Source organism: Streptomyces solicamelliae (genome assembly GCF_045348655.1).
Classification (GTDB): domain Bacteria; phylum Actinomycetota; class Actinomycetes; order Streptomycetales; family Streptomycetaceae; genus Streptomyces; species Streptomyces solicamelliae.
This window is the reverse complement of sequence record NZ_CP160404.1, coordinates 3426005-3449811: the sequence shown is the minus strand read 5'-3', so window position 1 is coordinate 3449811 and position 23807 is coordinate 3426005. Positions and strand designations below refer to the sequence as shown.

Here is a 23807-nt window from a genome sequence, read left to right as displayed (position 1 = left end):
CATGCGGCATTTAGCAGAATTGACATGCGGAATCGTCAATTCCCGCCCGCTTTTGCGGCTTTTGCGGCTCGTTTGGCCTCCTGCTTGAACTCGCGCACCTTCGCCAGCGACTCCGGTCCGGTGATGTCGGCGGCCGAGCGGTGGCAGTTCGCCTCCCCGTACGGACCGGCCGCCTCCCGCCAGCCCGTCGGCCGCACACCGTACTGCTTGCCCAGCAGGGCGAGGAAGATCTGCGCCTTCTGCGTCCCGAATCCGGGCAGCGCCTTGAGCCGCGCCAGCAGCTCCTTGCCGCTCTCCGCGTCCGCCCAGACGGCCGTCGCGTCCCCGCCGTACTCGTCGACCAGGAACTGGCACAGCTGCTGGATCCGCTTGGCCATGGAGCCGGGGTAGCGGTGCACGGCCGGCTTCTCGGACAGCAGCGCGGCGAACGCCTCGGGGTCGTAGGCCGCGATCTGCCCGGCGTCGAGGTCGTCCGTCCCCAGTCGCTGCGTGATCGTGTACGGCCCGGAGAACGCCCACTCCATGGGCACCTGCTGGTCCAGCAGCATCCCGGTGAGCGCCGCGAGCGAGGACCGCCCGAGGAGCGCGTCGGCCTCGGGCTGCTGGGCGAGATGGATCTCAGTACTCATGCTTCGATGATCCCGCCGCCCACGGCGTCACGCGAAGCGGGCGAGGGCCTCGCGGACGAGGTCGCGGGTCTCGGTGCCGCCGAGATGCCCCGCGGCCTCGACGACGTGCAGTTCGGCGTCCGGCCAGGCGCGGGCCAGTTCCCAGGCGGTGACCAGAGGGCTGCCCATGTCCTGACGGCCGTGGATCAGCACCCCGGGGATGCCGGCCAGGCGGTGCGCGTCGCGGATCAACGCGCCTTCCTCCAGCCACGCTCCGTGCGCGAAGTAGTGCGCGCAGATGCGGACGAAGCCGAGGCGGGCGGCGTCGACGCGGTCGGAGTACGGCGTGCCCTGCCCCTCCCCGGACAGCACGGCGTCCTCCCAGGCGCACCAGTCGGCGGCGGCGCGCTCGCGGACCGCAGGGTCGGGGTCGTCCATGAGCCGCGCGTACGCGGCGACGAGCTCGGCGGCGGTCGCGTCGTCGTCCGCGCCGACCGCGGCCCGGAAGCGGGCGTGCGCCTCGGGGAAGAAGCGGCCCACGCCCCCGTACAGCCAGGCGATCTCGGACCGCCGGGTGGTGGTGACGGCGGCGATCACGAGCGCGGAGACCCGCCAGGGGTGGGCCTGGGCGTACGCCAGGATCAGCGTGGATCCCCACGAGCCGCCGTAGAGCAGCCAGCGGTCGATCCCGAGGTGTTCGCGCAGTCGCTCCATGTCCGCGACCAGGTGCGCCGTGGTGTTCACGGACAGGTCCGCGGCGGGGTCGCTCGCGTGCGGCACGGAGCGCCCGCAGCCGCGCTGGTCGAACTGCACGATCCGGTACACGGCGGGGTCGAAGCCCCGCGGGGCGCTCGGGCCCGACCCGGAGCCCGGCCCGCCGTGCACGACGAGCGCGGGCCTGCCGTCGGGGTTCCCGAAGACCTCCCAGTGGATCCTGTTCCCGTCCCCGACCTCGAGCAGCCCCTGAGCGTGGGGTCCGGTGTCCGTGAGCATTCCGCCGACGTTACCGATTGCCGCCTACGCGCGTCTCGGGGTTCTCGCACCACTCCAGGATCGAGGGCCAGGGGCCGTAGCCGGAGTCCATGTTCAGGTGGGCGCCCGGGGGGATGTGGTCGGTGTCCAGGGAGAGCGGGGCGGCGTAGTGCACGTCGGCGCCTTCGGGGCAGTACGGGTCGTCGTCGCCGTACACCAGGCGGGTCGGGGCCTTCAGGCGGATGCGCGCGGGGTCGAGGCCGTCGGCGAAGGCGGCGATCTCGGGGATGGCGGCGGTCACCGGGGGCGACGGCGGGGCCACCAGAAGGACGCGGTCGGCGTCGGGGCGGCGGTCGCCGGCGCGGAGCCAGAGGAGGACGGACAGGCTGTGGGCGAGGACCACGAACTCGCCGTGCTCCGGGCGGCCGCCGTGCTCCTCCAGGGCCGCCACCCAGTCCTCCAGGACCGGCGCGTCCGGCTCCGGCAGCTGCGGGTACCGGACCTCGTGGCCGCGTTCGCGCAGCTCACCGGCGAGCCAGTGCTGCCAGTGGCCGACGGGGCGGTGGTTCTGGAAGCCGTGGAGGATGAGGAAGGTCTTCGGGTCGCGGCGCGTCGTCATGGCGTGATCGTCGGGCAGGGGCGGGGGTTCGGTCCAGGCGGTGTCTGAAGGGTGGACCGTGCCCCGTCACGCACCCAGCTTCAGCAGGTCCGCCATGCCGGACTTCAGGTCCTCCGCCGTGAGGTTCCGTTCCGCCGACAGGTGGTGCATCAGGCTCGGCGAGAACGGGGCGAGCAGCAGGTGCGCGAGGAGCGCGCCGTTCGCCTCCGGGCGGACCCGGCCGAGCAGCATCGTCAGATGGGCGTGCATCGCCAGGTACGCGCCCGAGGTGTAGCGGGCGCTCGGCGCGGCCGCCTGCGCCGCGAGCAGGATCTCCCGCTGCTCGATGACCCGGTCCACCAGCGCGTCCAGGAACGCGTGCAGCCGCTCCCCGGCCGGCGCGCCCGGCCCCAGCGGCGGCGGGCCCGCCAGGTACGCCTCCTGGAACTGCCGCTCCCGCTCGTCGAGCAGCGCCCACAGCAGCTGCGACACGTCGCCGAACCGCCGGTACACCGTCCCGACGCCGATACAGCTCGCATGCGCGACCGCGTTCATCGTGACGGCCTCGGGGCCCTGCTCGCTGACGATGCGCGCGGCGGCGTCCAGGATCTTGCGGCGGTTGCGGGCGGCATCGGCCCGCTCGCCCGCGGGGCGGTCCGCGGTGGGCAGCAGCGGGATCGCCAGCGGGATCGCCTGGGGTTCGTTCGTGCTCATCCGTGTCGCCGCCTTCCTGTCTTCCGAGCATATCGGGAGCGGTATCCGGTTCCCCGAGGGTCGCCCTTGCGAACTGGAACACTATCCGCTTAAGCTCGGGGACGGAAGAAGCGGAAACCAATCCGTTTGAGCGGTCTGTGGAGGCCTGAAACATGTCCGTGAAGGTTGCAGTCGTCTACTACTCGGCCACAGGGAACGTCCACCAGCTGGCGCAGGCCGTCGCCGAGGGCGCCGAGAAGTCCGGTGCCGAGGTCCGTCTTCGCCGCGTCCCCGAGCTCGCCCCCGACGCGGCCATCGACGGGAACCCCGCCTGGCGTGCCCACGTGGACGCCACCAGCGAGTCGATCCAGGTCGCCACGCTGGACGACCTGGAGTGGGCGGACGCGTACGCGTTCGGCTCCCCGACCCGGTACGGCAACGTCTCCGCGCAGCTGAAGCAGTACATCGACACCACCGGTGGCCTGTGGCAGCGCGGGGTCTTCGCGGACAAGCCCGCGACCGCCTTCACCAGCGCCCACAACGTGCACGGCGGCAACGAGTCGACGCTGCTCGCGCTCTACAACACCTTCCACCACTGGGGCTCGGTCATCGTCTCCCCCGGCTTCACCGACCCGTCCGTGTACGCGGCCGGCGGCAACCCGTACGGCACCGCCCACCCGGGTGCCAACGGTGCGCCGGAGGAGAACGTGCTGCAGGCCGCCCGCTACCAGGGTGAGCGGCTGGCGAAGATCGCGAAGCGGCTGAAGGGCATCGCGGTCGACTGATCATCTGCATCTACTGAAACGCCTGGTCAGAGGGCCGGGACTCCGTGCGACGGAGTCCCGGCCCTCTTCGTCGTGGGGTGGCGCTCCCCGGCGACTGAATACCCCCGGGGGTAATTCTGCTATGGTTGATACATACCCCGGGGGGTAATCGCAACCCATCGAAGGTGAAGGAGCGACCGTGTTCTTCGTGGACACCGTCGCGGTGCCGGGTCTCGGCAACCGCAGTTATCTGGCCGGCGGTCCCGCCACCGCCGTGGCGATCGACCCGCCCCGCGACATCGACCGCGTACTGGAGGCCGCCGCGCGCCGCGGTGTGCGGATCTCCCATGTGGTCGAGACCCATGTGCACAACGACTATGTGTCCGGCGGACTGGAGCTGGCCCGGATCGCCGGTGCGCAGTACGTCGTCCCGGCCGCGGCCGCCGTCTCGTACGCGCGGCTGCCGATCGCCGACGGCGACGAACTCCCCGTCGACGAGGGCCTGGTGCTGCGCGCCATGGCCACCCCCGGCCACACCCCGCACCACACCGCGTACGTCCTCGCCGAGGCGGGCGCCCCGGTGGCCGTCTTCACCGGCGGCTCCCTGCTCGTGGGCACCGTCGGCCGCCCCGACCTGGTCGAACCCCGGCTGACCGAGGCGCTCGCGCACGCCCAGCACGCCTCCGCGCACCGGCTCGCCGCCGAACTCCCCGACGACACCGCCGTCCTGCCCACGCACGGCTTCGGCTCCTTCTGCTCCGCCGGGGCGTCCCCCGCCGGGGCGGACGCCGCGCCGACGACGATCGGCGAGCAGGCCAAGGTCAACGAGGCGCTGCTGAAGGACGCGGACGACTTCGTCGCCGAGCTGCTCGCGGCGCTCGACGACGCCCCCGCGTACTACGCCCACATGGCGCCGATCAACACCGCGGGCCCCGCGCCCGTGGACCTCACCCCGCCGGCCGTCGCCGACGCCGGCGAGCTGGCGGCGCGGCTCGCGGCCGGCGAGTGGGTGGTCGACCTGCGCAGCCGGGTCGCCTTCGCGGCCGGGCACGTGGCCGGCTCGTACAACATCGAGGCGGGCGGCCAGCTCGCCACGTACCTGGCCTGGCTGATCCCGTGGGGTCGCCCGGTGACCCTGCTCGCCGAGTCCCCGGAGCAACTGGCGGAGGCGCAACGCGAGTTGGTGCGGGTCGGCATCGACCGCCCGGCCGCCGCGGCGACGGGCGGCCCGGAGGACTGGCTGCGGGCGGGGGACAAGCCGGAGTCGTACCGCCGGGCGACGTTCGCGGAGCTGTCCGCGGAGGACGGGGAAGGCGCTCTGGTCCTGGACGTCCGGCGTGCCTCGGAGCGGAAGTCGACCGGCGGCATCCTCGGCTCGGTCTCGATCCCCCTGCACGAACTGCGCGGCAGGACATCCGAGTTGCCGAAGGACCGGACGGTCTGGGTGCACTGCGCCGGCGGCATGCGGGCCTCGATCGCCGCGTCGATGCTGGCGGCCGCGGGGTACGACGTGGTGGCGGTGGACGACTCGTTCGCGAACGCGCCCGTACCGCCCCGATGCTGATCGCGCTCGCGGCCGGCGCGGTCGTCGGGCTGGCGCTCGGCGCGCTGGGCGGCGGGGGCAGCGTCCTCGCCGTACCGGCCCTGATCTACCTGCTCGGCTTCACCCCGCAGGCTGCGGCCACCGCAAGCCTGCTGATCGTGCTCGCGACCTCGGCGACGGCGCTGTACGGCCACGCCCGGGACGGCAGGGTGAGCTGGGCGACGGGCGCGCTGTTCGCGGCGGCCGGCCTCGTGCCGGCCGCGCTCGGCGGCCTGCTCTCCACGCGCCTGCCGGAACCGGTGCTGACCGTGGGGTTCGCGGCGGTGGCGGGACTGGCGGCGGTACGGATGATGCGCCGCGCACCGGCGGAGGCGGAACCCGCCACGGCATCGGGGTCGTCGGTCGCCGCCGCGGGCGCCGGGCTGGGCGCGGTGACGGGTGTCCTGGGAGTGGGCGGCGGGTTCCTGACGGTTCCGGCGCTGGTCCAGGTCGTCGGTCTGCGGATGCGTACGGCGGTGGGCACGAGCCTGCTGGTCGTCGCGGCGAACGCGCTGGTCGCGCTGCTGGCCCGGGCCGGCTCGTCCGTCCCGCTGGACTGGTCCGTGATCGCCCCGTTCACCGGTGCGGCCGTGCTGGCCGCCTGGGACGGCCGCCGGCTGTCCACGAAGATCCCGGCCGACACCCTCCGCCGCGTCTTCGGCGCCGCACTCCTCGCGGTGGCGGCGCTGATGCTGGTGGACGCGGTGGTCGGCGGGTGAGAACCGGCGCGGTGAGCCCGGCGGTCCGGCTCGGGCCGGCGGTCCGGCTCAGGCCAGCGAGAGGAACAGCTTCTCGAGCCGGGCCCGCATCTGCTCCGGGTCCTCCCCGTTCCTGCGGCCGCTCTCCATGTCCGTGAGGCACTGCTGCAGCCCCGTCGCGATGATCGCGAAGCCCGCGCGGTCCAGGGCGCGGGAGGCGGCGGCGAGCTGGGTCACGACCTCCTCGCAGTCCCGCCCCTCCTCGATCATCTTGATCACACCGGAGATCTGTCCCTGTGCCCGGCGCAGCCGGTTCAGGACGGCCTTCAGTTCCGCGCCCGCGAGATCGAGTTCCACAACCACTCCTCCAACAGATACCCCAGGGGGTAATTTACTCCCTTACACGGGGTTCCGTCGAAAACCAAGGATGACACTCTTCATGCAGCACCCCACCTCTCCCGCGTCTCCCGTCGACCTCGACGCCGACCAGGCCCTCGGCCGGCTCGCCGCGCTGACCGTCGTCGACGTCCGCACCCCCGCCGAGTACGCCTCCGGCCACGTCCCCGGCGCGCTCAACGTGCCGCTCGACCGGCTCGGCCAGGCGGTCCCCGCGCTGCGCGATGCCGCCGCGCGCGGCGAACTGCTCGTCGTCTGCCAGTCCGGCAACCGCTCCGCCACCGCCCGCGACCGCCTCGCCGCGGAGGGCGTCCCCGCGCTGAACCTCACCGGCGGCACCTCTGGCTGGGCCGCCCGCGGCCACGCCCTGGACCGCCCGGCCGGCGCCCCCGTGAAGCCGGTGTGGGCGATGGACCGCCAGGTCCGCCTGGTGGCCGGCTCCCTGGTCCTGATCGGCATCGCCCTCGGCCTCCTGATCCACCCGGCCTTCCAGCTCCTGTCGGCCGGCATCGCGGGCGGCCTCGTCTTCTCGGCCCTCACCAACACCTGCGGCATGGCCGCGATGCTCGGCAGGCTCCCCTACAACCGCGCCACCACCTGCGGCCTGCCCCTGGACACCACCCTGCAGCGCCTGCGCCAGGGTTGAGACCTCGGGAGGAAGCCGACCTCGTCGTCACGCGCCGGGGACGACCTCGTCGATCGGGCGGATGACGACCGGGTAGTCCTTGCTGCCGGGCGGGACCGGGCATTCGGTGATGCGGGCGGCGATCTCGGTGACGCGTTCGAGGGAGTCGCACTCGAGGATCCAATAGCCGGCCAGGAGCTCCTGCCCGCGGTCGTACGGGTCGTCCCGGACGGTCGGGGCGCCGCCGGACGGGTTCGCCGTGACGAAGCGGGCGCGGGCGGGTTCGGCGAGGCCCTGGCCGTCCAGCATCTCGCCGTTCGCGGTCAGCTCACCGTTGAGCTTGTCCATGAACGTGATCATCTTGCGCACGTCGTCCTGGCTCCACGCCGGGGAGCCCGAGGAGCCCTCGCCCCTCATCGCGTCGTAGTCCGCCTGCGAGCCGAGCACCATCACCATGTACTTCACGACCAACGCTCCCTCTGTGCGCCTTCCGGTCCATCCGGCGTCCTTCCAGGGGACGCCGTACTCCCCGGTAGGGCCCGTCAGCGCGCCCGTGGGGCGCTGATTCCACCCGGGAGGAGCACCGCTCCTTACACCGCCCCCGCCGACAGCAGCGCGTCCGCCACCGTCGTCCGCGCGTACAGCACCGAGCGTCCCGCCCGGTGCGCGGTGACCAGGCCCGCGTCCCGCAGCGCGGTGAGGTGCTGGGAGACGCCGGCGGCGGACAGCCCGGAGTGGCGGGCGAGTTGGGTGGTGGAGGCCGGGGTGTCCAACTCCGTGAGCAGCAGCGTCCGCGACTTGCCGATCACCGCGGCCACCGCCTCCGCCGCGGCCGTGGTCCGCGGCTCCCACAGCGTGCCGATCCCCCGCGCCGGGTAGGCGAGTTGCGGCGGCTCGGGCGGTACGGAGCGGGTGAACACCCGCGGCCAGGCGAAGGCGGACGGTACGAGCAGCAGCCCCGCGCCGGTCTCGTCGCGGCTCAGCGTGCAGTGCCGGCGCACCAGTCGCAGACTGCCGGCGTCCCAGGTCACCGACTCGTGCAGCTCGTTGAGGACGTGCGCGACCCCGTGCTCGGCGACCTGCCGGGCCCGGTGGAAGACGTCCGCCTCCAGGACGTCGCGGACCCGGGCCCAGTACGGCGCGAGCCCCAGCTCCCAGTACGCACGGATCTCGGCGACGATCTTCTCGAGCGCCGCCTCCGGGGCCTCCCGCAGCACCCGCAGCCGCGCCGCGGGCCGGCTGCCCGGCGGGGCGGCGTCGGCCAGCGAGTCGAGGTCGCTCTCCAGTTGCGCGGCCGTGGTGCGCAGGATCGCGTCGAGTTCGGTGTCGAGGGTCGGGAACGGGGAGCCGGGCGTCGGGTTGAGGAAGTCCGCCACGTACCGGGTGGGTGGGACCAGCTCCGCCAGCCACCCCCGGTCGAGCCCGGCCTCGACGAGCCGGGGCCGCACCTGCGCGGCCCAGCGCCGGTGCGGCCCGGCGTCGGCCCCCGCGTGCAGCACGCGGTAGCTGGTGACGACCTCCCACATCGGCGAGACCGCGAAGCGGGTCTGCGCCAGGTCGGCCGTGGAGAAGCTGAGTTGGGTCTCCATGCGCGTTCGTACCCCCGTCGCCGTAGCGTGCGCTACCGCCATCGCATCGTCGTTGGATTCGGTCTGAGCTTAATCATTGGAGTGGCCTGGGGGTGGGCGAGCACGCTGCACCGCATGGTCACCACCTTCCGCGGGCTGCCGCGCACCGTCTGGACCGTCTTCGCCGGCACCGTCGTCAACCGGATCGGCTTCATGGTCACGCCGTTCCTGGTGTTCTTCCTCGCCGAGCGGGACGTCACCGGCTCCGACGTCGGCTACGTCCTCGGCGCCCTCGGCGCCGGCAACCTGATCGGCCCGGCCGCGGGCGGCCTGCTCGCCGACCGCATCGGCCGCCGCCCGACCATGCTGGCCGGCCTCCTCGGCTCCTCGGCGGCGGTCGCCGCGCTGTACGTCGCCCCCGGCGTGTGGACGATGGCGGCCGCGGCGCTGCTGATGAGCGCCACCGGCATGATGGTTCCGCCCGCCGCGTACGCGCTGATGGCGGACGCGGTCGACGCGTCGCGGCGCCGGCAGGCGTACGCGCTGTTCGGCTGGGGCGTCAACATCGGCACCGCGGTGGCGGGCGTCCTCGGCGGCTTCCTGGCGGCGCGCGGGTACTGGCTGCTGTTCGCCGTCGACGCGGCGACGATGCTCGTGTACGCGATGGTCGTCGCGGCCCGCCTGACGGAGACGCGCCCGGCGCGGAAGCCGCGGGCGAGGGCTGACGACGGCATCGGGTACGGCGTCGTCCTGCGCGACCGGCTGCTGCTGGCCCTGCTCCCGCTGCTCGGCGTGCAGCTCTTCGTGTACTCGCTCACCGAGGTCGCCCTGCCGCTCGCCGTCCACGACAGCGGGCTCTCCCCGGCCGTGTACGGGACGATGGCCGCGATCAACGCGGTCCTGGTGGTCGCCCTTCAGCCCTTCGCCACCGCCCGTCTGGCCCACCTGCCGCAGTTGAGGGTGCAGGCCGCGGGCAGTGTGCTGATCGCGGTGGGCGTGGCGCTGACCGGCCTGGCCGACAGCGTCGCCGGATACGCGCTCTCGGTGGCCGTCTGGTCCCTGGGCGAGGTCGTGGTCGCGGGCATCGGCGCCGCGCTCGTCGCGAACCTGGCCCCGGCGCACGCCCGCGGCCGGTACCAGGGGGCGTTCAGCTGGACGTGGGGCGTGGCGCGGTTCGCCGCGCTGACGCTGGGCGTGACGGTGTACACGGAGCTGGGGGCAGCGACGCTGTGGTGGTCCGCCCTGGTCGCGGGCGTCGTGACGGCGGCGGGCGTGCTGACGCTGCGGGGGCGGGTGGAGCGGCGTACGGCGGAGACGCAGGAACAGGAGCAGGCGCAGGAGCAGGCGGAGGCGGAGGCGCAGGAACAGGCGACGGCGCAGAAGACCCCCACGCCCGAACCGGCCGCCGTGTGAAGCTACTCGGCCTCCCCGCCCTCCAACCGCCGTGCCAGCTCCGTCAGATGGCGCCGCTCCGGTGCACTGGTCGTGCGCCGGGCGGCCTCGCGGTACGCCTGCGCCGCCGGGCCGGTCTCGCCGCGCAGCTCCAGCAGATGCGCGCGGGTGGCCAGCAGCCGGTGGTGGCGGGCCATCCGCCTGTCGCCCTCCAGCGTGGCGAGCAGCTCCAGTCCGGCGGCCGGTCCCTGCACCATCGCGAGGGCGACGGCGCGGTTGAGGGTGACCATCGGGTTGGGCCCGAAGCGCTCCAGGAGCTCGTACAGGGCGAGGATCTGCGGCCAGTCGGTGGCGTCCGCGTCCGCCGCCTCGTCGTGGACGGCGGCGATGGCCGCCTGCACCTGGTACGGCCCGACCCGGCCCTGCGGCAGCGTACGGCTGATGAGCTCGACGCCCTCGGTGATCAGCGCGCCGTCCCAGCGCCCGCGGTCCTGCTCGGCGAGCGGGACGAGTTCGCCGAGCGGTCCGGTGCGCGCGGGGCGGCGGGCGTCGGTGAGCAGCATGAGGGCGAGCAGCCCGGCGGTCTCGGTGTCGTCGGGGACCAGGCGGTGCAGCAGCCGGGTGAGCCGGATCGCCTCACCGGACAGTTCGGGAGCGGTGAGGTCGGCGCCGGTGGTGGCGGTGTAGCCCTCGTTGAAGACGAGGTACAGCACATGCCGTACCTCGCCGAGGCGTTCGGCGCGGTCGGCGCCCTCGGGGAGGGCAAGCGAGGCGCTCTTGACCGTCTGCTTGGCGCGGCTGATGCGCTGCGCCATCGTCGCCTCGGGCACCAGGAACGCCGCCGCGATCTGCGCGGTCGTCAGACCGCCGACCGCGCGCAGGGTGAGCGCGATGCGGCTGGACGGCGAGAGGTCGGGGTGGCAGCAGAGGAACAGCAGGGCCAGCGAGTCGTCCCGGTCGGACGCGGGCCGTTCGTCGGCGGGGTGGGCGAGCAGCGCGGACTGCGGCGTGGCGAGGGCCAGGGTGTCCTCGCGCCGCCGCCGCGCGGCCTCGCTGCGCACCTGGTCGACGAGCCGGCGGGCGGCGACGGTGACCAGCCAGCCGCGCGGGTTGTCGGGCACGCCGTCCTTCGGCCATTGCAGGGCGGCGGCGAGCAGGGCCTCCTGCACCGCGTCCTCGGCCTCGTCGAAGCTCGCGTACCGGCGGACGAGCACGCCGAGGACCTGCGGCGCGAGTGCGCGCAGCAGGTCCTCGACGGGGGCGGGTCCGGTGCTCACAGGCCCGCCGGGTCCGCGGCCTCGTGCAGGACGGGCCACAGCTCGACCGGCTCGACGTCGGCGAACGGCATGTCCGCGGCGATCTCCTGCGCCCGCTCCAGGCTGTCGCAGTCGAGCAGGTAGAAGCTGGCGAGGTACTCCTTGGTCTCCAGGTACGGGCCGTCGGTCACCGCCGGGGCGCCGTCGCCGCTGCGCCGGACCAGCTGCGCGTTGGCCGCGTCGGCGAGCCCGTACGCGCCGAGCAGCTCGCCGGTCTCCCGGTACCTGCGGTTGAAGGCGTCCTGCCGGGCGATCGCCTCGGGCCAGGCGTCGGCGGGGAAGGCGTCCCACTTGGCCTGGTTGCCGTAGATCATCGCGACGTACTTCATCTCGGGTGTCCTCCCCGTCGGGCGCACCGGCCGGTGCGCGCTCACCCTGAGGTCGGAGCGAGCCGGGCCTCCTCGACATGGATGCCCGGCCTGTTTCACGAAATCTTGTGGATCTTATGGTCACGCCACTCGTCCGGGCGACGGGACAACGTTTCACCTGCGTCGATGCGCGTTCCGCGGATCGGGGCCGGGCAGTCTGGCGGGCGTGCGACGGTCGGTCCTGGCGTTACTGCTGCTCCTGGTGTCCCTCACGGCGTGTGCGCCGGGAGCGCCGCCCGATGCCGGGGATCCCCTGAGCCGGCAGGAGCAGCAGCTCCTGGCCCGGGCGGAGCAGACGCTGATCGCGCGGTGCCTGACCGGGCAGGGTTTCCGCTACGAGGTACGGGTCCCGCAGCCGCCGCCGCGCCGCTTCCCGTACGTCGGGGACGACGTCGGGTGGGCGCGGGCGCACGGTTTCGGCCGGGACGAGGAGCGCCGGCTCGCGGCGGCCAAGGCGGCCGACCCGAACGAGCGCTGGTTCCGCAGCCTGCCGCCGGCGCGGAAGCGGGCGGCGCTGGCGGCCCTGAACGGCCCGCGCCCGGTCGGCCTGCGGGCGCGGATGCCGGGCGGGGGGACCGTCGCCGCGAGCGACGAGGGCTGCACGGCGCGGGCGCAGCGCCACCTGTACGGCGATCTGCCGGCGTGGTTCGAGGCCCGGCTGACGGCGGCGAACCTGACACCCCTGTACGTGCCGCGGGTCCGCGCCGACCCGGCCTACCGGAAGGCGGTACGGGCCTGGTCGGCGTGCATGAAGCGGCGAGGCCACGCGTACCCGACCCCGGAGGCGCTGCGCGCGGCGCTGCCCGGGACGGGCGCCGCGGTGGGAGAGCGCGAGCTTGCCGTGGCGGAGGCGGAGTGCGCGGCGGACTCCGGCCTGGCGGCGACGGCGAAGGAGCTGGACGCCCGGTACGCCGCGGCGGCCCGCCGCGCCCACGCGGCCCCGCTCGCCACGAAGACCCGTCTGGAACGCGCCGCACTCCCCAGGGCCCGCGAGGTCCTCACGAACCGCCCGTGAGCACAGGCTCGGGGCGCTGAGAAAGGAAATGAGAACGGATGCGCAACGTAAAGCTGACGACGCTGGCAACCGCAGCCGCAGCCCTGATGGCCACCCTGACCCTGACCCCCCAGTCCCAGGCGTCGTCCCCCGCCACGGCGATGGCCGACGGCTACGTCCACGTCTGGGAGCACACCGGCGCGGGAGGCGCGACGTGCCGCTGGAGCGGCGACGACAGCGACTACCGCTTCAACACCGGCTGCGGCGACATGAACGACAAGGTCTCCTCGGCCCGCAACAGCGGCTACTCGGGCGCCTACGAGGACGTCCTCTTCTACGAGAACATCGACCGCCGGGGCTCCTTCGTCTGCCTCCCCAACGGCGCCTACTGGGAGTCCATGCCCGCCGGCTGGAACGACCGGGCCTCCTCCCACTCCTGGGGCAGCGCCTGCTGACCCACTGACCCCAGGGTCGCGACCGTCCGGCTGAGGACAACGGCGAAGGGCCCCGCTGATGATCAGCGGGACCCTTCGTTTCGCCTGTTCAGGCGGCTGCGGAGGATACGAGATTCGAACTCGTGAGGGGTTGCCCCCAACACGCTTTCCAAGCGTGCGCCCTAGGCCTCTAGGCGAATCCTCCGCCGGGAACATTACATGACCGAGGGGGGTGCTCGCGAACTCGTTGTTCCGGGGGTTCGGGGAGGTCGGTGGGGGTGGCGGGGGAGGGGTGCGGATCGGGTACTCTGGGCGGAGCCCCTCACGTGGCGCTATCTGACTGAACTCCCCCAGGGCCGGAAGGCAGCAAGGGTAGGTCGGCTCTGGCGGGTGCGTGGGGGGCGCTTGCGTTCTCGGGCCCGGGTTGTCGGTGCGCGCCTATAACCTCGTATACGTGTCGTCTCTCGCGCTGTACCGCCGCTACCGTCCCGAGTCCTTCGCCGAGGTCATCGGGCAGGAGCATGTCACCGACCCGTTGCAGCAGGCCCTGCGGAACAACCGGGTCAATCACGCGTACCTGTTCTCCGGGCCGCGCGGCTGCGGCAAGACGACCAGTGCCCGGATCCTCGCGCGGTGTCTGAACTGTGAGCAGGGGCCGACCCCGACGCCGTGCGGCGAGTGCCAGTCCTGTCGGGACCTCGCCCGGAACGGGCCGGGGTCCATCGATGTCATCGAGATCGACGCGGCCTCGCACGGTGGTGTCGACGATGCCCGTGACCTGCGGGAGAAGGCCTTCTTCGGGCCCGCCTCCAGCCGGTACAAGATCTACATCATCGACGAGGCGCACATGGTCACCTCGGCGGGCTTCAACGCCCTGCTGAAGGTGGTCGAGGAGCCGCCGGAGCACCTCAAGTTCATCTTTGCCACGACCGAGCCCGAGAAGGTCATCGGGACCATTCGGTCGCGGACGCACCACTATCCGTTCCGGCTCGTGCCTCCGGGGACGCTGCGCGAGTACCTCGGGGAGGTGTGCGGGCGGGAGGGGATTCCCGTCGAGGACGGGGTGCTTCCGCTCGTCGTGCGGGCCGGTGCCGGCTCTGTGCGTGACTCGATGTCCGTCATGGACCAGCTGCTGGCGGGGGCTGCCGATGACGGTGTGACGTATGCCATGGCCACCGCCCTGCTCGGGTACACCGACGGGTCGCTGCTCGACTCCGTGGTCGATTCGTTCGCCTCGGGGGACGGAGCTGCTGCCTTCGAGGTGGTCGACCGGGTCGTCGAGGGGGGCAACGATCCTCGGCGGTTCGTCGCCGATCTTCTCGAGCGGCTGCGCGATCTCGTGATCCTCGCCGCCGTGCCCGACGCCGTCGAGAAGGGGCTGATCGACGCTCCCGCCGACGTCATCGAGCGGATGCAGGCGCAGGCCTCCGTGTTCGGGGCCGCCGAGCTCAGCCGGGCCGCCGACCTCGTCAACGCCGGGCTCACCGAGATGCGCGGGGCCACCTCGCCGCGGCTGCAGCTGGAGCTGATCTGCGCGCGGGTTCTGCTGCCCGCCGCCTTCGACGACGAGCGGTCCCTCCTGGCCCGGCTCGACCGGCTCGAGCGGGGGGCTTCAGCCGCCTCCGTCGCGCCCGTGGTCACGGCCGCCCCGCCCGCGCCCGCGATGGGGTACGTGCCCGGGCCCGAGGCGCACACGCCGATGGCCCCGCCCCCGCCGGCCCCCGCACCTCAAGCCCCGGCCCCGACCCCGCAAGCCCCGCCGACCCCGCAGGCCCCGCCGGCCCCCGCGCCCGTACAGGCTCCTCCCGCCGGTGCCCGGCCCGGCGCCTGGCCCGGGGCCGCCGCGCCCGGCAGTGGTGCGGCGCCCGGTGCGTGGCCCGGTGCGGCCGCCCCGGGCAGCGGCGCGCCCGCGCCCGCTCCGACTCCGTCCGCGCCCCCGCCGCAGGCCGCGCCCGCCCCCGCGCCGGTCTCCGGCGACGCGGCGCAGGGTGCCGCCCAGGTGCGGAACATGTGGCCGTCGATCCTCGACGCCGTCAAGAACAAGCGACGTTTCACGTGGATCCTGCTCTCGCAGAACGCACAGGTCGCCGGCTTCGACGGCACCACCCTCCAGCTCGGCTTCCTCAACGCCGGCGCCCGCGACAACTTCGCGAGCAGCGGCAGCGAGGACGTGCTCAAGCAGGCGCTCGCCGAGCAGTTCAACGTGCACTGGAAGATCGAGGCGATCGTCGACCCCTCCGGCGGCTCCGCCCCGCCGCCGGCGGCGTCCGGCGGCTTCGGCGGCGGCCGTCCCGGCACGCCGCCCCCGGCCCCCGCCCCGCCCGTCCAGCACATGCCGCCGCAGGCCCCGCCGCAGGCCCAGGCGCCGCCGCAGGCCCCTGCCCCGGCCCCCGTACAGCCGCAGGCGCAGGCCCCCGCGCCCGTCCAGGCGCCGCCGCCGGTGGCCCCCGAGGACGACACCCCCGAGGAGGACGACCCGGACCTCGTGGAGTCCGCGCTCTCCGGGCACGACCTGATCGTGCGCGAGCTCGGGGCCACCGTGGTGGAGGAATACACGAACGAATAGGGCCGTCTCGCTCGGTGGCCCGCACAAAGGGCACGCCGCCCCGCGGGCTACCCTGGCTGGCGTGAAGGTCCTCGTCATCGGCGGCGGCGCCCGCGAACACGCCCTGTGCCGCTCCCTCTCCCTCGATCCCGACGTCACCGCACTGCACTGCGCGCCCGGCAACGCCGGCATCGCGGAAGTCGCCGAGGTGCACCCCGTCGACCAGCTGGACGGCGACGCCGTCGCCGCGCTGGCGCGACGCCTCGAAGCCGGCCTGGTCGTCGTCGGCCCGGAGGCCCCGCTCGTCGCCGGTGTCGCCGACGCCGTGCGCGCGGCCGGCATCCCCTGCTTCGGCCCGTCCCGTGAGGCGGCGCAGCTGGAGGGCTCCAAGGCGTTCGCCAAGGACGTGATGGCCGGGGCGAACGTCCCGACCGCCCGCTCGTACGTGTGCACCACCCCCGCCGAGATCGACGAGGCGCTGGACGCGTTCGGCGCCCCGTACGTCGTGAAGGACGACGGCCTGGCGGCCGGCAAGGGCGTGGTCGTGACCGACGACCTCGCCACCGCCCGCGAGCACGCGCTCGCCTGCGACCGCGTGGTCATCGAGGAGTTCCTGGACGGCCCCGAGGTCTCCCTCTTCGCGATCACCGACGGCACCACCGTGCTCCCGCTGAAGCCCGCGCAGGACTTCAAGCGCGCGCTCGACGGCGACGAGGGCCCCAACACCGGCGGCATGGGCGCGTACTCGCCGCTGCCGTGGGCCGACCCGAAGCTGGTCGACGAGGTCATGGACACCGTCCTGCAGCCGACCGTCGACGAACTGCGCCGCCGCGGCACCCCGTTCGCGGGTCTGCTGTACGCGGGTCTGGCGATCACCAGCCGCGGCGTGCGGGTGATCGAGTTCAACGCCCGCTTCGGCGACCCGGAGACCCAGGTCGTGCTGGCCCGTCTGAACACCCCGCTCGCGGGCGTCCTGCTGCACGCGGCGAACGGCACGCTGGAGGACCAGCCGCCGCTGAGCTGGAGCGAGGACGCGGCCGTCACGGTCGTCGTCGCCTCGCACAACTACCCGGGCACGCCGCGCACCGGCGACCCGATCGAGGGCCTGGCCGAGGTCGCCGCCGAGGACGCCCCGCACGCGTACGTGCTGCACGCCGGCACCAGGCGCGACGGCGAGCGCGTCCTGAGCGCGGGCGGCCGCGTCCTGTCCGTCACCGCCACCGGTACGGACCTGGCGCAGGCCCGCGAGCGGGCGTACGCGGCGGTCGGCCGTATCCGGCTTGACGGCTCGCAGCACCGTACGGACATCGCCCGCAAGGCGGCCGGGGAGTAACCGCCGGGCGCCCGGGAACGACCCGGCGGCAGCCCTGACGTGGGGCGGGAGTCATGAGCCTTTACTCCCGCCCCACTGCCATCACCTTTGCCCAAAGCCATTCCATCGAGTGACGGCTGAGCCATCCGGATGACGCCCGCCGAAGCCCTGACTAGGGTGCCGCGAAGGCGGTCCGGCACTTGGCCCACCGGCATTGCGATGTCGGTGACGGGTGCCACAGTGGGGGAGTGAGCTACACCGCCACAGGCAGTCCCGACGAGGGCACGAGGGGGGTGAGGTAGGGCATGTCCGGCATGAGTTCCGGTTCTTTCGCGACAGAGGAGCGGGGTGCGCGCGCCGCGCGCCTGCGCGCCCTCTCCGTGCTCCGCGTCCGCTCGTGGGCCACGGCCCTCGCGCTGCTCCCCGCGGCCGCCGCGGTCGTCCTGCTCGCGGCCGGGCCGGCCGGCCATCTCACCGGCGCGGGCTGGGACGCGGTCCGCTGGACGGTGACCGCGGTCGCGGTCCTCGTCCTGCTCGTGGCCGGCGTGGTCGCGCTGGTGATCGCGCGGGCCCGGCCCGCCGTCACGCCGACGGTCGAGCTCGCCGAGCCGGCCGCCCCCGATCTGTACCGGATGGTGCAGGACCTCGCCGACCGGCTCGGGGTCCCCGCGCCCTCCGCGATAGCCCTGACGCCGGACTGCGACAGCTGGCTGGAGGACCGTACGCACCCGGCGCACGGCCGCCGTCCCAACGGCCTGCGCCGGGCCGCCGACGCCCCGGTGCTGGTCATCGGCTCGCCCTTTCTCTGGTGGATGCGGGTCGGCGAGCTGCGCGCGGTGCTCGCGCCGGTCGTCGCCGGTACGGGACCGTCCGCCCACCCCGACATAGCCGCGGCCCGGCGCTTCGTGCAGGGGCTGGACGCGGCGGTGGCCGCGCACCGGCGCCCCGGGCTCGACCCGGTCCGCTGGCTCGGCGCCCGCGGGGTCGGCGCGGTCGCCCGGGTGCTGCTGCGCAGTTGCCGCGGCGCTGCCGCCGAGATGGAGCGGGGGGTCGCCGTCGCCGCGTCGGAGCGGGCGCAGGCGGTGGACTACGGGGTGCGGATCGTCGCCCAGGAGCAGGTCGGGCTCGCGTACGCGGGCTGGGACCGGCTGCTGACCCGCGTCGCGCTGCCCGCCTGGCGGATGGGCCGCTGGCCTTCGCGCCTCGACGTGGGCGTGGTCTCGGCGCTGACCGAGCTGTCCCGCCGCGACCGGCTCGCGGAGGGCTTCACGTCCCGGCTCGGCGAGCGCCCGGCCTGCGACCTGCTGGAGGAGCCCGGCGCCGTCGACGAGGCCGCCTCGCTGCTGGCCGCCCGGCTCTTCCACGGCGGTCCGGCGGAGCCCGGCCCGGACTGGTCGCCGGTGGACTGGGAGCAGTACCCGGACGAGGTCGTGGACCGGAAGTGGCGTACGGACGCGGCGCGTCTGCTCGCCGTACTGGACCGGCTCGGCGTCCTGGAGGCGTCCCCGGACCCCGCCGACCCGGTGGACGGCCCCACCCTGGCCCGGGTCCTGGGCCACCTCTCGACCGTGCCGGACGCCCCGGCGGAGCCTCCCGCCGATGTCCTCGCCGCCGCGCTCACCGCCGAGGCGGCGCGGGAGGAGGCCCGCAGGCCCGCCCCCGCGCCCGTCGCCCTGCCCGGCGCACCGGGCTCCGCGCACGCCCTCTACGGCTCCGACGCGCTCCCGCTTTTTCCGCTGCAGCCGCCCCGTACCGGGCGCGAGCTGCTCGCCGATCACGTGACGGCGATGGTCTGCTGCGCCGCGGTCGACACCGCGGGGGCCCGTCCCGGGCTCGACTGGCTGGACGGCCCCGCCCTGTTCCTGGGCGACGAGCGCCAGTCGGAGCTGGCCGGGTGTGTGCTGACCCTGGTCGAGGACGGCGATCCGGACCCCCTGAAGACCTGGCTGGCCCGCACCGGCGTGCGGCCCGAGAAGCCCGTCCGGCTGGTCTGAACCCACCCCTCCGCGCCACCCTCGGCACGGCAGGCGGAACCGCCTCCTGCGCCCCTCCACACCCTCCCGAATCCGGAAGGATCTCTTCCGTCTCCGTCAATTAGCGACGAACGGTGACGGACTGCGTGCGTTATGTGATGTGCTGGGTTTCGGCACTGACAACAGATCCGCGTCGACGCTCGCGCCAGGCTCGCGCCAGGCACGCCACGGCGCACGGCCGGCACACACACCACCACAGGCGCGGGGGAGTCGAGGGAGGGGCGCACCATGGGGTCGGAACACATCAGGCGGTGGGAATCGGGCGCGCTCGCCCACGCCGTCACGGACCCCTTCGGACAGGGCCCGCTGCCCTGGCTGCGCGGCAGCGAGCACTACTTCGACGACACCGGCCAGGTCGTCCCCTGGTACGCGGACACCGCGGTCGACGGCAGGAGCAAGACCGCGAGCAGCGGCGGCCCGCGCACGGCCGACGACGTGCGCCGCCAGATCAAGGGCTTCGCCGCCGACGCGGCCGTCGCCCCCGGCGAGGCGATCGACTTCCACATCACCGTGGACCCGCCCCAGCAGTTCTCCGTCGACGTCTACCGGATCGGCCACTACGGCGGCGACGGCGCCGCCAAGATCACCACCAGCCCCCGGCTCTCCGGCATCGTCCAGCCGCCCCCGCTCACCGCCGACCGCACCGTCTCCTGCCACCACTGGTGGCAGTCCTGGCGGCTGCAGATCCCCTCGTACTGGTCCGTCGGCGCGTACGTCGCCGTGCTCACCACCGTCGACGGCTACCGTTCCCACATCCCGTTCACGGTCCGCGACGACCGCCCCGCCGACCTGCTTCTCGTCCTGCCGGACATCACCTGGCAGGCGTACAACCTCTACCCGGAGGACGGCCACACCGGCGCCAGCCTCTACCACGCCTGGGACGAGGACGGCCGGCTGCTCGGCGAGGGGGACGCGGCGGTCACCGTCTCCTTCGACCGCCCGTACGCGGGCGCGGGCCTGCCGCTGCACGTGGGCCACGCGTACGACTTCATCCGCTGGGCCGAGCGCTACGGCTACGACCTCGCCTACGCCGAGACCCGCGACCTGCACGCCGGCCGCGTCGACCCCACCCGCTACCGCGGCCTGGTCTTCCCCGGCCACGACGAGTACTGGTCCGTCCCCATGCGCCGGACCGTGGAACTCGCCCGCGAGCAGGGCACCTCGCTGGTCTTCCTGTCCGCCAACACGCTGTACTGGCAGGTCGAACTCGGGCCCTCGCCGTCCGGCGCGCCCGACCGGCTGCTCACCTGCCGCAAGCGCCGCGGCCCCGGCCGCCCCGCGCTCTGGCGCGAAGTCGACCGTCCGGAGCAGCAGCTCCTCGGCATCCAGTACGCCGGGCGGGTCCCCGAACCGTCCCCGCTGGTCGTACGGAACGCCGAGCACTGGCTCTGGGAGGCCACCGGCGCGGGCGAGGGCGACGAGCTCTCCGGCCTGGTCGCCGGCGAGGCCGACCGGTACTTCCCGCGCACCGCCCTGCCGCCGCACGACAGCCGCATCCTGCTGGCCCACTCGCCCTACCGGGACGGCGAGGGAGCGGTCCGGCACCAGGAGACCTCGCTCTACCGATCCCCGTCCGGCGCCTGGGTGTTCGCCTCCGGTACCTTCGCCTGGTCGCCCGCGCTCGACCGCCCGGGCCACACCGATCTGCGTGTGCAGCGCGCCACGGCGAACCTCCTTGACCGCATCTGCAAGCGCGACTGACCGGGCCCTGAGCGGGCCCGACCTCCGGGTACGCCGCCCGATGGGAGAGAATCGGACAGCTCCTGGATCAACCTACGCGGAGGAACCGTGTCCGGATTCGTAGAAAAGCCCGAGCCCGTCCAGGTCCCGGGCCTCACCCATCTCCACACGGGCAAGGTGCGCGACCTGTACCGCGACGAGGCCGGCGACCTCGTCATGGTGGCCAGCGACCGCATGTCCGCGTACGACTGGGTGCTGCCCACGGAGATCCCCGACAAGGGCCGGGTGCTCACCAGGCTCTCCCTGTGGTGGTTCGACCTGCTCGCCGACCTGGTGCCCAACCACGTCCTGTCGACCGAGCTGCCCCAGGGCGCCCCGGCCGACTGGGAGGGCCGCACCCTCGTCTGCAAGTCGCTGGACATGGTGCCCGTCGAGTGCGTCGCCCGCGGCTACCTGACCGGCTCCGGCCTCGTCGAGTACCAGGAGTCCCGCACGGTCTGCGGCCTCGCCCTGCCCGAGGGCCTGACCGACGGCTCCGAGCTGCCCGCGCCGATCTTCACCCCGGCCACGAAGGCCGCCGTCGGCGACCACGACGAGAACGTCTCGTACGAGGAGGTCGCCCGCGAGGTCGGCGCGGAGACCGCCGCGCTGCTGCGCCAGACCACCCTCGCGGTGTACGGCCGGGCCCGCGACGTGGCCCGCGAGCGCGGGATCATCCTCGCGGACACCAAGTTCGAGTTCGGCTTCGAGGGGGAGTCGCTGGTCCTCGCCGACGAGGTCCTCACCCCGGACTCGTCCCGCTTCTGGCCGGCCGACCAGTGGCAGCCGGGCCGGGCCCAGCCCTCGTACGACAAGCAGTTCGTGCGCGACTGGCTGACCTCGCCGGCCTCCGGCTGGGACCGCAGGAGCGAGCAGCCGCCGCCGGCGCTGCCGCAGGAGATCGTGGACGCGACGCGCGCCAAGTACGTGGACGCGTACGAGCTCCTGACCGGCACGAGCTGGAGCTGACGACACGAAGAAGCCCCCGGTCGGATCGACCGGGGGCTTCTTTCATGGAGCGGACGACGAGATTCGAACTCGCGACCCTCACCTTGGCAAGGTGATGCTCTACCAACTGAGCCACGTCCGCCTGCGCCGAAGCGCTGCGCCTACTATACCCAACCTTTCGCCCGGGCGAGGCGCACGGCGGTGTGCCGGTTCTCCGCGCCGAGCTTCGCCGCGGCGGAGGACAGGTAGTTCCGGACGGTCCCCGGGGAGAGCGAGGCGCGCTCGGCGATCTCCGCGATGGGCGCTCCGTCGGCCGCGAGTTCCAGTACCTCCGCCTCCCGCACGGTCAGCGGGGAGTCGCCCGCGGAGATCGCGTCGGCCGCCAACTCCGGGTCCACGTAACGGTTTCCGTCCTGCACGGAGCGGATGATCTCGGCGAGCCGCTGGGCGCTGACGGTCTTCGGCACGAAGCCCCGCACGCCGGCGGCGAGGGCCCGCTTGAGGTGCCCGGGGCGGCCGTGACTGGTCACGATCATGGTCTTGCAGCCGGGCAGCCGGTCGCGCAGGGCTGTGGCGACCTTCACACCGTCCGCGCCGGGCATCTGCAGGTCGAGCACCGCGATGTCGGGCTCGTGCGCCAGCGCCATCGCGAGGGCCTCGGGCCCGGACGCGGCCTCGGCGACGACCACGAGATCCTCCTCGAGCGCGAGCAGCGCGGCGAGCGCTCCCCGGATCAGATGCTCGTCGTCGGCGAGCAGGACGCGGACGCTCACGCGGTGGTCTCCTTCGTCGTACGGTCCGGCAGGACGGGCTCGCGGGGCGCGGGCACGGATGATGCGGGCGCGGGCTCGGGTACGGGCGCGGGCTCCGGTACGGCCCCGGGCTCTGCCGCGGAGCCGCGCCCGGAAGGCGTGGCGGCTCCGGCGCCTTCCACGGGTTCGGCTTCCGCCTCGTCCGAGCCGACCGGCGGCGGAGTCTGTCCCGGCCGCGCCTTCGCCCCCGCCTCCGCCTCCGGGGTCAGCAGGACCCTCGCGGTCAGGCGGAAGCGGGCGCCCTTTTCCGGGCCCGCTTCCAGCGTTCCGTTCACCGCTGTCAGGCGTTCCCGCAGGCCCGTGAGGCCCGAGCCGGGGAGGCGGGGCGGGAGGGGGGACGGGCGTACGCCGTCGTTGGCCACGGTCAGCAGGACCGTGCCGTCCTCCTCCCGCAGCGAGATCCGGCAGTGCTTGGCGTCGCCGTGCCGCAGGACGTTCGTGGTGGCCTCGCGGACCACCCAGCCGAGCGCCGACTGCACCGCGCCGGGCAGTTCGATGCCGCCGCCGGGCTCCATCGTGCAGGCGATGCCCGCCGCGGCCAGCACCCCCCGCGCGCCCTCCAGTTCCACCCGCAGGTCCGCCTCGCGGTAGCCGCGCACCACGTCCCGCACCTCGCGCTGGGACTCGCGGGCGATCCGCTGTACCTCGGTCATCTGGTCCACGGCGCTGTCCGGCCGCCCGCGCCGGGCCAGTTGCACCGCGAGCTCGCTCTTCAGCGCGATCACCGACAGGTTGCGGCCCATGACGTCGTGCAGGTCGCGGCCGAACCGCAGCCGCTCCTCGGCGACGGCGAGCCGCGCCTTGAGCTCCCGGGAGCGCTCCAGCTCCCAGACGGTCCTCAGCAGCCAGCCGGAGAACCCGCAGGCGCCGACCATGAAGCCGCCGCTCAGCAGCACCCCGAGCGTGTAGGCCACGATCTGCGGCCAGTCCAGGCCGACGGCGAGGGCGGCGAGGCCGGCGGAGAGCCCGGCGGTCGCGGCGGCGCCGGTCATCCGCCGGGTCGACTTCAGGCACAGCGCCGTCGCTCCGAGCGCGAAGGAGGTCGTGCCGACGACGACCGCGCCGGCGACTCCGGGGTCCTCCAGGGCGTCGGCGCCCTGGAACGCGATGAGCGTCAGCGACGCCGCCGCGGTCAGCCCGAGCACGACGGCCAGGAGCCGTACCGGCCGTTCCCGGCGGTCGAGCTGCCAGTCGAGCGCGCGCGAGGAGAGCAGTCCGCACAGGGCGCCGTGCCCGGCGACCAGCGCGGCGACCGCGACGGCCGGGGCGACGGGGAAGTCCCCCCGGGCGTGGCTGCCGAGCGGGACGAGCCCGACACCGATGAACTCGAGCAGCACGAACAGATGGAAGGTCCACCGCGTGTACAGCTCGACCTTGGCCGCGCTGCTGCGACCGCTCCACCACCCCGTCAGCCTCGACACGGCCGCCCC

The 23807-nt window shown here is 73.9% G+C and carries 23 protein-coding genes, 2 tRNA genes and 1 other RNA gene; 13 read left to right on the top strand and 13 right to left on the bottom strand.

From position 1 onward, the window contains the following. Nucleotides 1-35: 35 nt before the first annotated feature. The 4 genes from ABZO31_RS15980 to ABZO31_RS15965 form a co-directional block, all read right to left on the bottom strand. A complete protein-coding gene (locus ABZO31_RS15980) occupies nucleotides 36-629 on the bottom strand; it encodes an HhH-GPD-type base excision DNA repair protein (RefSeq protein WP_406861892.1) in 594 nt (197 codons plus the stop codon). A 27-nt stretch (nucleotides 630-656) separates the two neighbouring features. Further along, nucleotides 657-1601: a prolyl aminopeptidase gene (gene pip / locus ABZO31_RS15975; RefSeq protein WP_406861891.1), complete on the bottom strand. Its 945-nt coding sequence runs from the start codon at nucleotides 1599-1601 to the stop codon at nucleotides 657-659. A 10-nt stretch (nucleotides 1602-1611) separates the two neighbouring features. Further along, nucleotides 1612-2199, bottom strand: coding sequence for an RBBP9/YdeN family alpha/beta hydrolase (locus ABZO31_RS15970; RefSeq protein ID WP_406861890.1), 588 nt, complete (start codon nucleotides 2197-2199; stop codon nucleotides 1612-1614). Nucleotides 2200-2265: 66 nt separating this feature from the next. Beyond that, a complete protein-coding gene (locus tag ABZO31_RS15965) occupies nucleotides 2266-2892 on the bottom strand; it encodes a TetR/AcrR family transcriptional regulator (RefSeq protein ID WP_406861889.1) in 627 nt (208 codons plus the stop codon). Between the two features lie 152 nt (nucleotides 2893-3044). On the opposite strand from ABZO31_RS15965, the gene wrbA reads away from it, so the two are divergent. From wrbA to ABZO31_RS15950, 3 genes are all read left to right on the top strand, one after another. Next, entirely contained in the window at nucleotides 3045-3656 is a 612-nt protein-coding gene (wrbA, locus tag ABZO31_RS15960; protein ID WP_406861888.1) for an NAD(P)H:quinone oxidoreductase, read from the top strand. Between the two features lie 178 nt (nucleotides 3657-3834). Continuing rightward, nucleotides 3835-5199: an MBL fold metallo-hydrolase gene (locus ABZO31_RS15955; protein WP_406861887.1), complete on the top strand. Its 1365-nt coding sequence runs from the start codon at nucleotides 3835-3837 to the stop codon at nucleotides 5197-5199. Next, nucleotides 5193-5936 carry a sulfite exporter TauE/SafE family protein gene (locus ABZO31_RS15950; protein ID WP_406861886.1) on the top strand — a complete coding sequence of 248 codons (744 nt, stop codon included), beginning with the start codon at nucleotides 5193-5195 and terminating at the stop codon, nucleotides 5934-5936. The genes ABZO31_RS15955 and ABZO31_RS15950 overlap by 7 nt, the downstream gene beginning before the upstream one ends. A 48-nt stretch (nucleotides 5937-5984) precedes the next feature. Here ABZO31_RS15950 and ABZO31_RS15945 read toward each other — a convergent pair whose 3' ends face one another. Then, nucleotides 5985-6272 carry a metal-sensitive transcriptional regulator gene (locus ABZO31_RS15945; RefSeq protein WP_406861885.1) on the bottom strand — a complete coding sequence of 96 codons (288 nt, stop codon included), beginning with the start codon at nucleotides 6270-6272 and terminating at the stop codon, nucleotides 5985-5987. Between the two features lie 82 nt (nucleotides 6273-6354). Between ABZO31_RS15945 and ABZO31_RS15940 the strand changes: the two genes are divergently transcribed. Continuing rightward, the gene (locus ABZO31_RS15940) at nucleotides 6355-6957 is read left to right on the top strand and encodes a rhodanese-like domain-containing protein (protein WP_406861884.1); all 603 of its coding nucleotides are present in this window, start codon (nucleotides 6355-6357) and stop codon (nucleotides 6955-6957) included. Between the two features lie 27 nt (nucleotides 6958-6984). Here ABZO31_RS15940 and ABZO31_RS15935 read toward each other — a convergent pair whose 3' ends face one another. Next, entirely contained in the window at nucleotides 6985-7401 is a 417-nt protein-coding gene (locus ABZO31_RS15935) for a YciI family protein (protein ID WP_406861883.1), read from the bottom strand. A gap of 125 nt (nucleotides 7402-7526) precedes the next feature. Then, complete coding sequence (locus ABZO31_RS15930) at nucleotides 7527-8525, bottom strand: ArsR/SmtB family transcription factor (protein WP_406861882.1); 999 nt, start codon at nucleotides 8523-8525, stop codon at nucleotides 7527-7529. A 114-nt stretch (nucleotides 8526-8639) separates the two neighbouring features. Between ABZO31_RS15930 and ABZO31_RS15925 the strand changes: the two genes are divergently transcribed. Beyond that, nucleotides 8640-9917, top strand: a complete 1278-nt coding sequence (locus ABZO31_RS15925) for an MFS transporter (RefSeq protein WP_406861881.1) — start codon at nucleotides 8640-8642, stop codon at nucleotides 9915-9917. A gap of 2 nt (nucleotides 9918-9919) precedes the next feature. On the opposite strand, the gene ABZO31_RS15920 is transcribed toward ABZO31_RS15925, so the two are convergent. Further along, nucleotides 9920-11173 (bottom strand): RNA polymerase sigma factor, encoded by a 1254-nt coding sequence (locus tag ABZO31_RS15920; protein ID WP_406861880.1) that lies wholly within the window; start codon nucleotides 11171-11173, stop codon nucleotides 9920-9922. Next, nucleotides 11170-11541: a YciI family protein gene (locus ABZO31_RS15915; RefSeq protein WP_406861879.1), complete on the bottom strand. Its 372-nt coding sequence runs from the start codon at nucleotides 11539-11541 to the stop codon at nucleotides 11170-11172. The genes ABZO31_RS15920 and ABZO31_RS15915 overlap by 4 nt, the downstream gene beginning before the upstream one ends. Before the next feature lie 205 nt (nucleotides 11542-11746). Between ABZO31_RS15915 and ABZO31_RS15910 the strand changes: the two genes are divergently transcribed. Both ABZO31_RS15910 and ABZO31_RS15905 read left to right on the top strand, forming a co-directional pair. Then, nucleotides 11747-12595, top strand: a complete 849-nt coding sequence (locus ABZO31_RS15910) for a hypothetical protein (RefSeq protein ID WP_406861878.1) — start codon at nucleotides 11747-11749, stop codon at nucleotides 12593-12595. Nucleotides 12596-12633: 38 nt separating this feature from the next. Continuing rightward, nucleotides 12634-13029 (top strand): peptidase inhibitor family I36 protein, encoded by a 396-nt coding sequence (locus ABZO31_RS15905; protein WP_406861877.1) that lies wholly within the window; start codon nucleotides 12634-12636, stop codon nucleotides 13027-13029. 99 nt (nucleotides 13030-13128) lie between these two features. Here the strand turns inward: ABZO31_RS15905 and ABZO31_RS15900 are convergent. Next, nucleotides 13129-13213 (bottom strand) — tRNA-Ser (locus tag ABZO31_RS15900). 108 nt (nucleotides 13214-13321) lie between these two features. On the opposite strand from ABZO31_RS15900, the gene ffs reads away from it, so the two are divergent. From ffs to ABZO31_RS15870, 6 genes are all read left to right on the top strand, one after another. Next, an RNA gene (ffs, locus tag ABZO31_RS15895) (signal recognition particle sRNA small type) lies at nucleotides 13322-13420 on the top strand. Nucleotides 13421-13462: 42 nt separating this feature from the next. Next, complete coding sequence (locus ABZO31_RS15890) at nucleotides 13463-15574, top strand: DNA polymerase III subunit gamma and tau (RefSeq protein ID WP_406861876.1); 2112 nt, start codon at nucleotides 13463-13465, stop codon at nucleotides 15572-15574. Between the two features lie 61 nt (nucleotides 15575-15635). Further along, nucleotides 15636-16886, top strand: a complete 1251-nt coding sequence (gene purD / locus ABZO31_RS15885) for a phosphoribosylamine--glycine ligase (protein ID WP_406861875.1) — start codon at nucleotides 15636-15638, stop codon at nucleotides 16884-16886. Nucleotides 16887-17170: 284 nt separating this feature from the next. Continuing rightward, nucleotides 17171-18859, top strand: a complete 1689-nt coding sequence (locus ABZO31_RS15880; RefSeq protein WP_406861874.1) for a hypothetical protein — start codon at nucleotides 17171-17173, stop codon at nucleotides 18857-18859. Between the two features lie 267 nt (nucleotides 18860-19126). Further along, nucleotides 19127-20599: a N,N-dimethylformamidase beta subunit family domain-containing protein gene (locus ABZO31_RS15875; protein WP_406861873.1), complete on the top strand. Its 1473-nt coding sequence runs from the start codon at nucleotides 19127-19129 to the stop codon at nucleotides 20597-20599. Between the two features lie 87 nt (nucleotides 20600-20686). Beyond that, a complete protein-coding gene (locus ABZO31_RS15870; protein WP_406861872.1) occupies nucleotides 20687-21586 on the top strand; it encodes a phosphoribosylaminoimidazolesuccinocarboxamide synthase in 900 nt (299 codons plus the stop codon). A gap of 45 nt (nucleotides 21587-21631) precedes the next feature. Here the strand turns inward: ABZO31_RS15870 and ABZO31_RS15865 are convergent. The 3 genes from ABZO31_RS15865 to ABZO31_RS15855 form a co-directional block, all read right to left on the bottom strand. Continuing rightward, nucleotides 21632-21707 (bottom strand) — tRNA-Gly (locus tag ABZO31_RS15865). Nucleotides 21708-21729: 22 nt separating this feature from the next. Beyond that, entirely contained in the window at nucleotides 21730-22338 is a 609-nt protein-coding gene (locus ABZO31_RS15860) for a response regulator (RefSeq protein WP_406861871.1), read from the bottom strand. Further along, nucleotides 22335-23798, bottom strand: a complete 1464-nt coding sequence (locus tag ABZO31_RS15855; protein ID WP_406861869.1) for a sensor histidine kinase — start codon at nucleotides 23796-23798, stop codon at nucleotides 22335-22337. Before ABZO31_RS15855 ends, ABZO31_RS15860 begins: the two co-directional genes overlap by 4 nt. Nucleotides 23799-23807 lie beyond the last annotated feature (9 nt).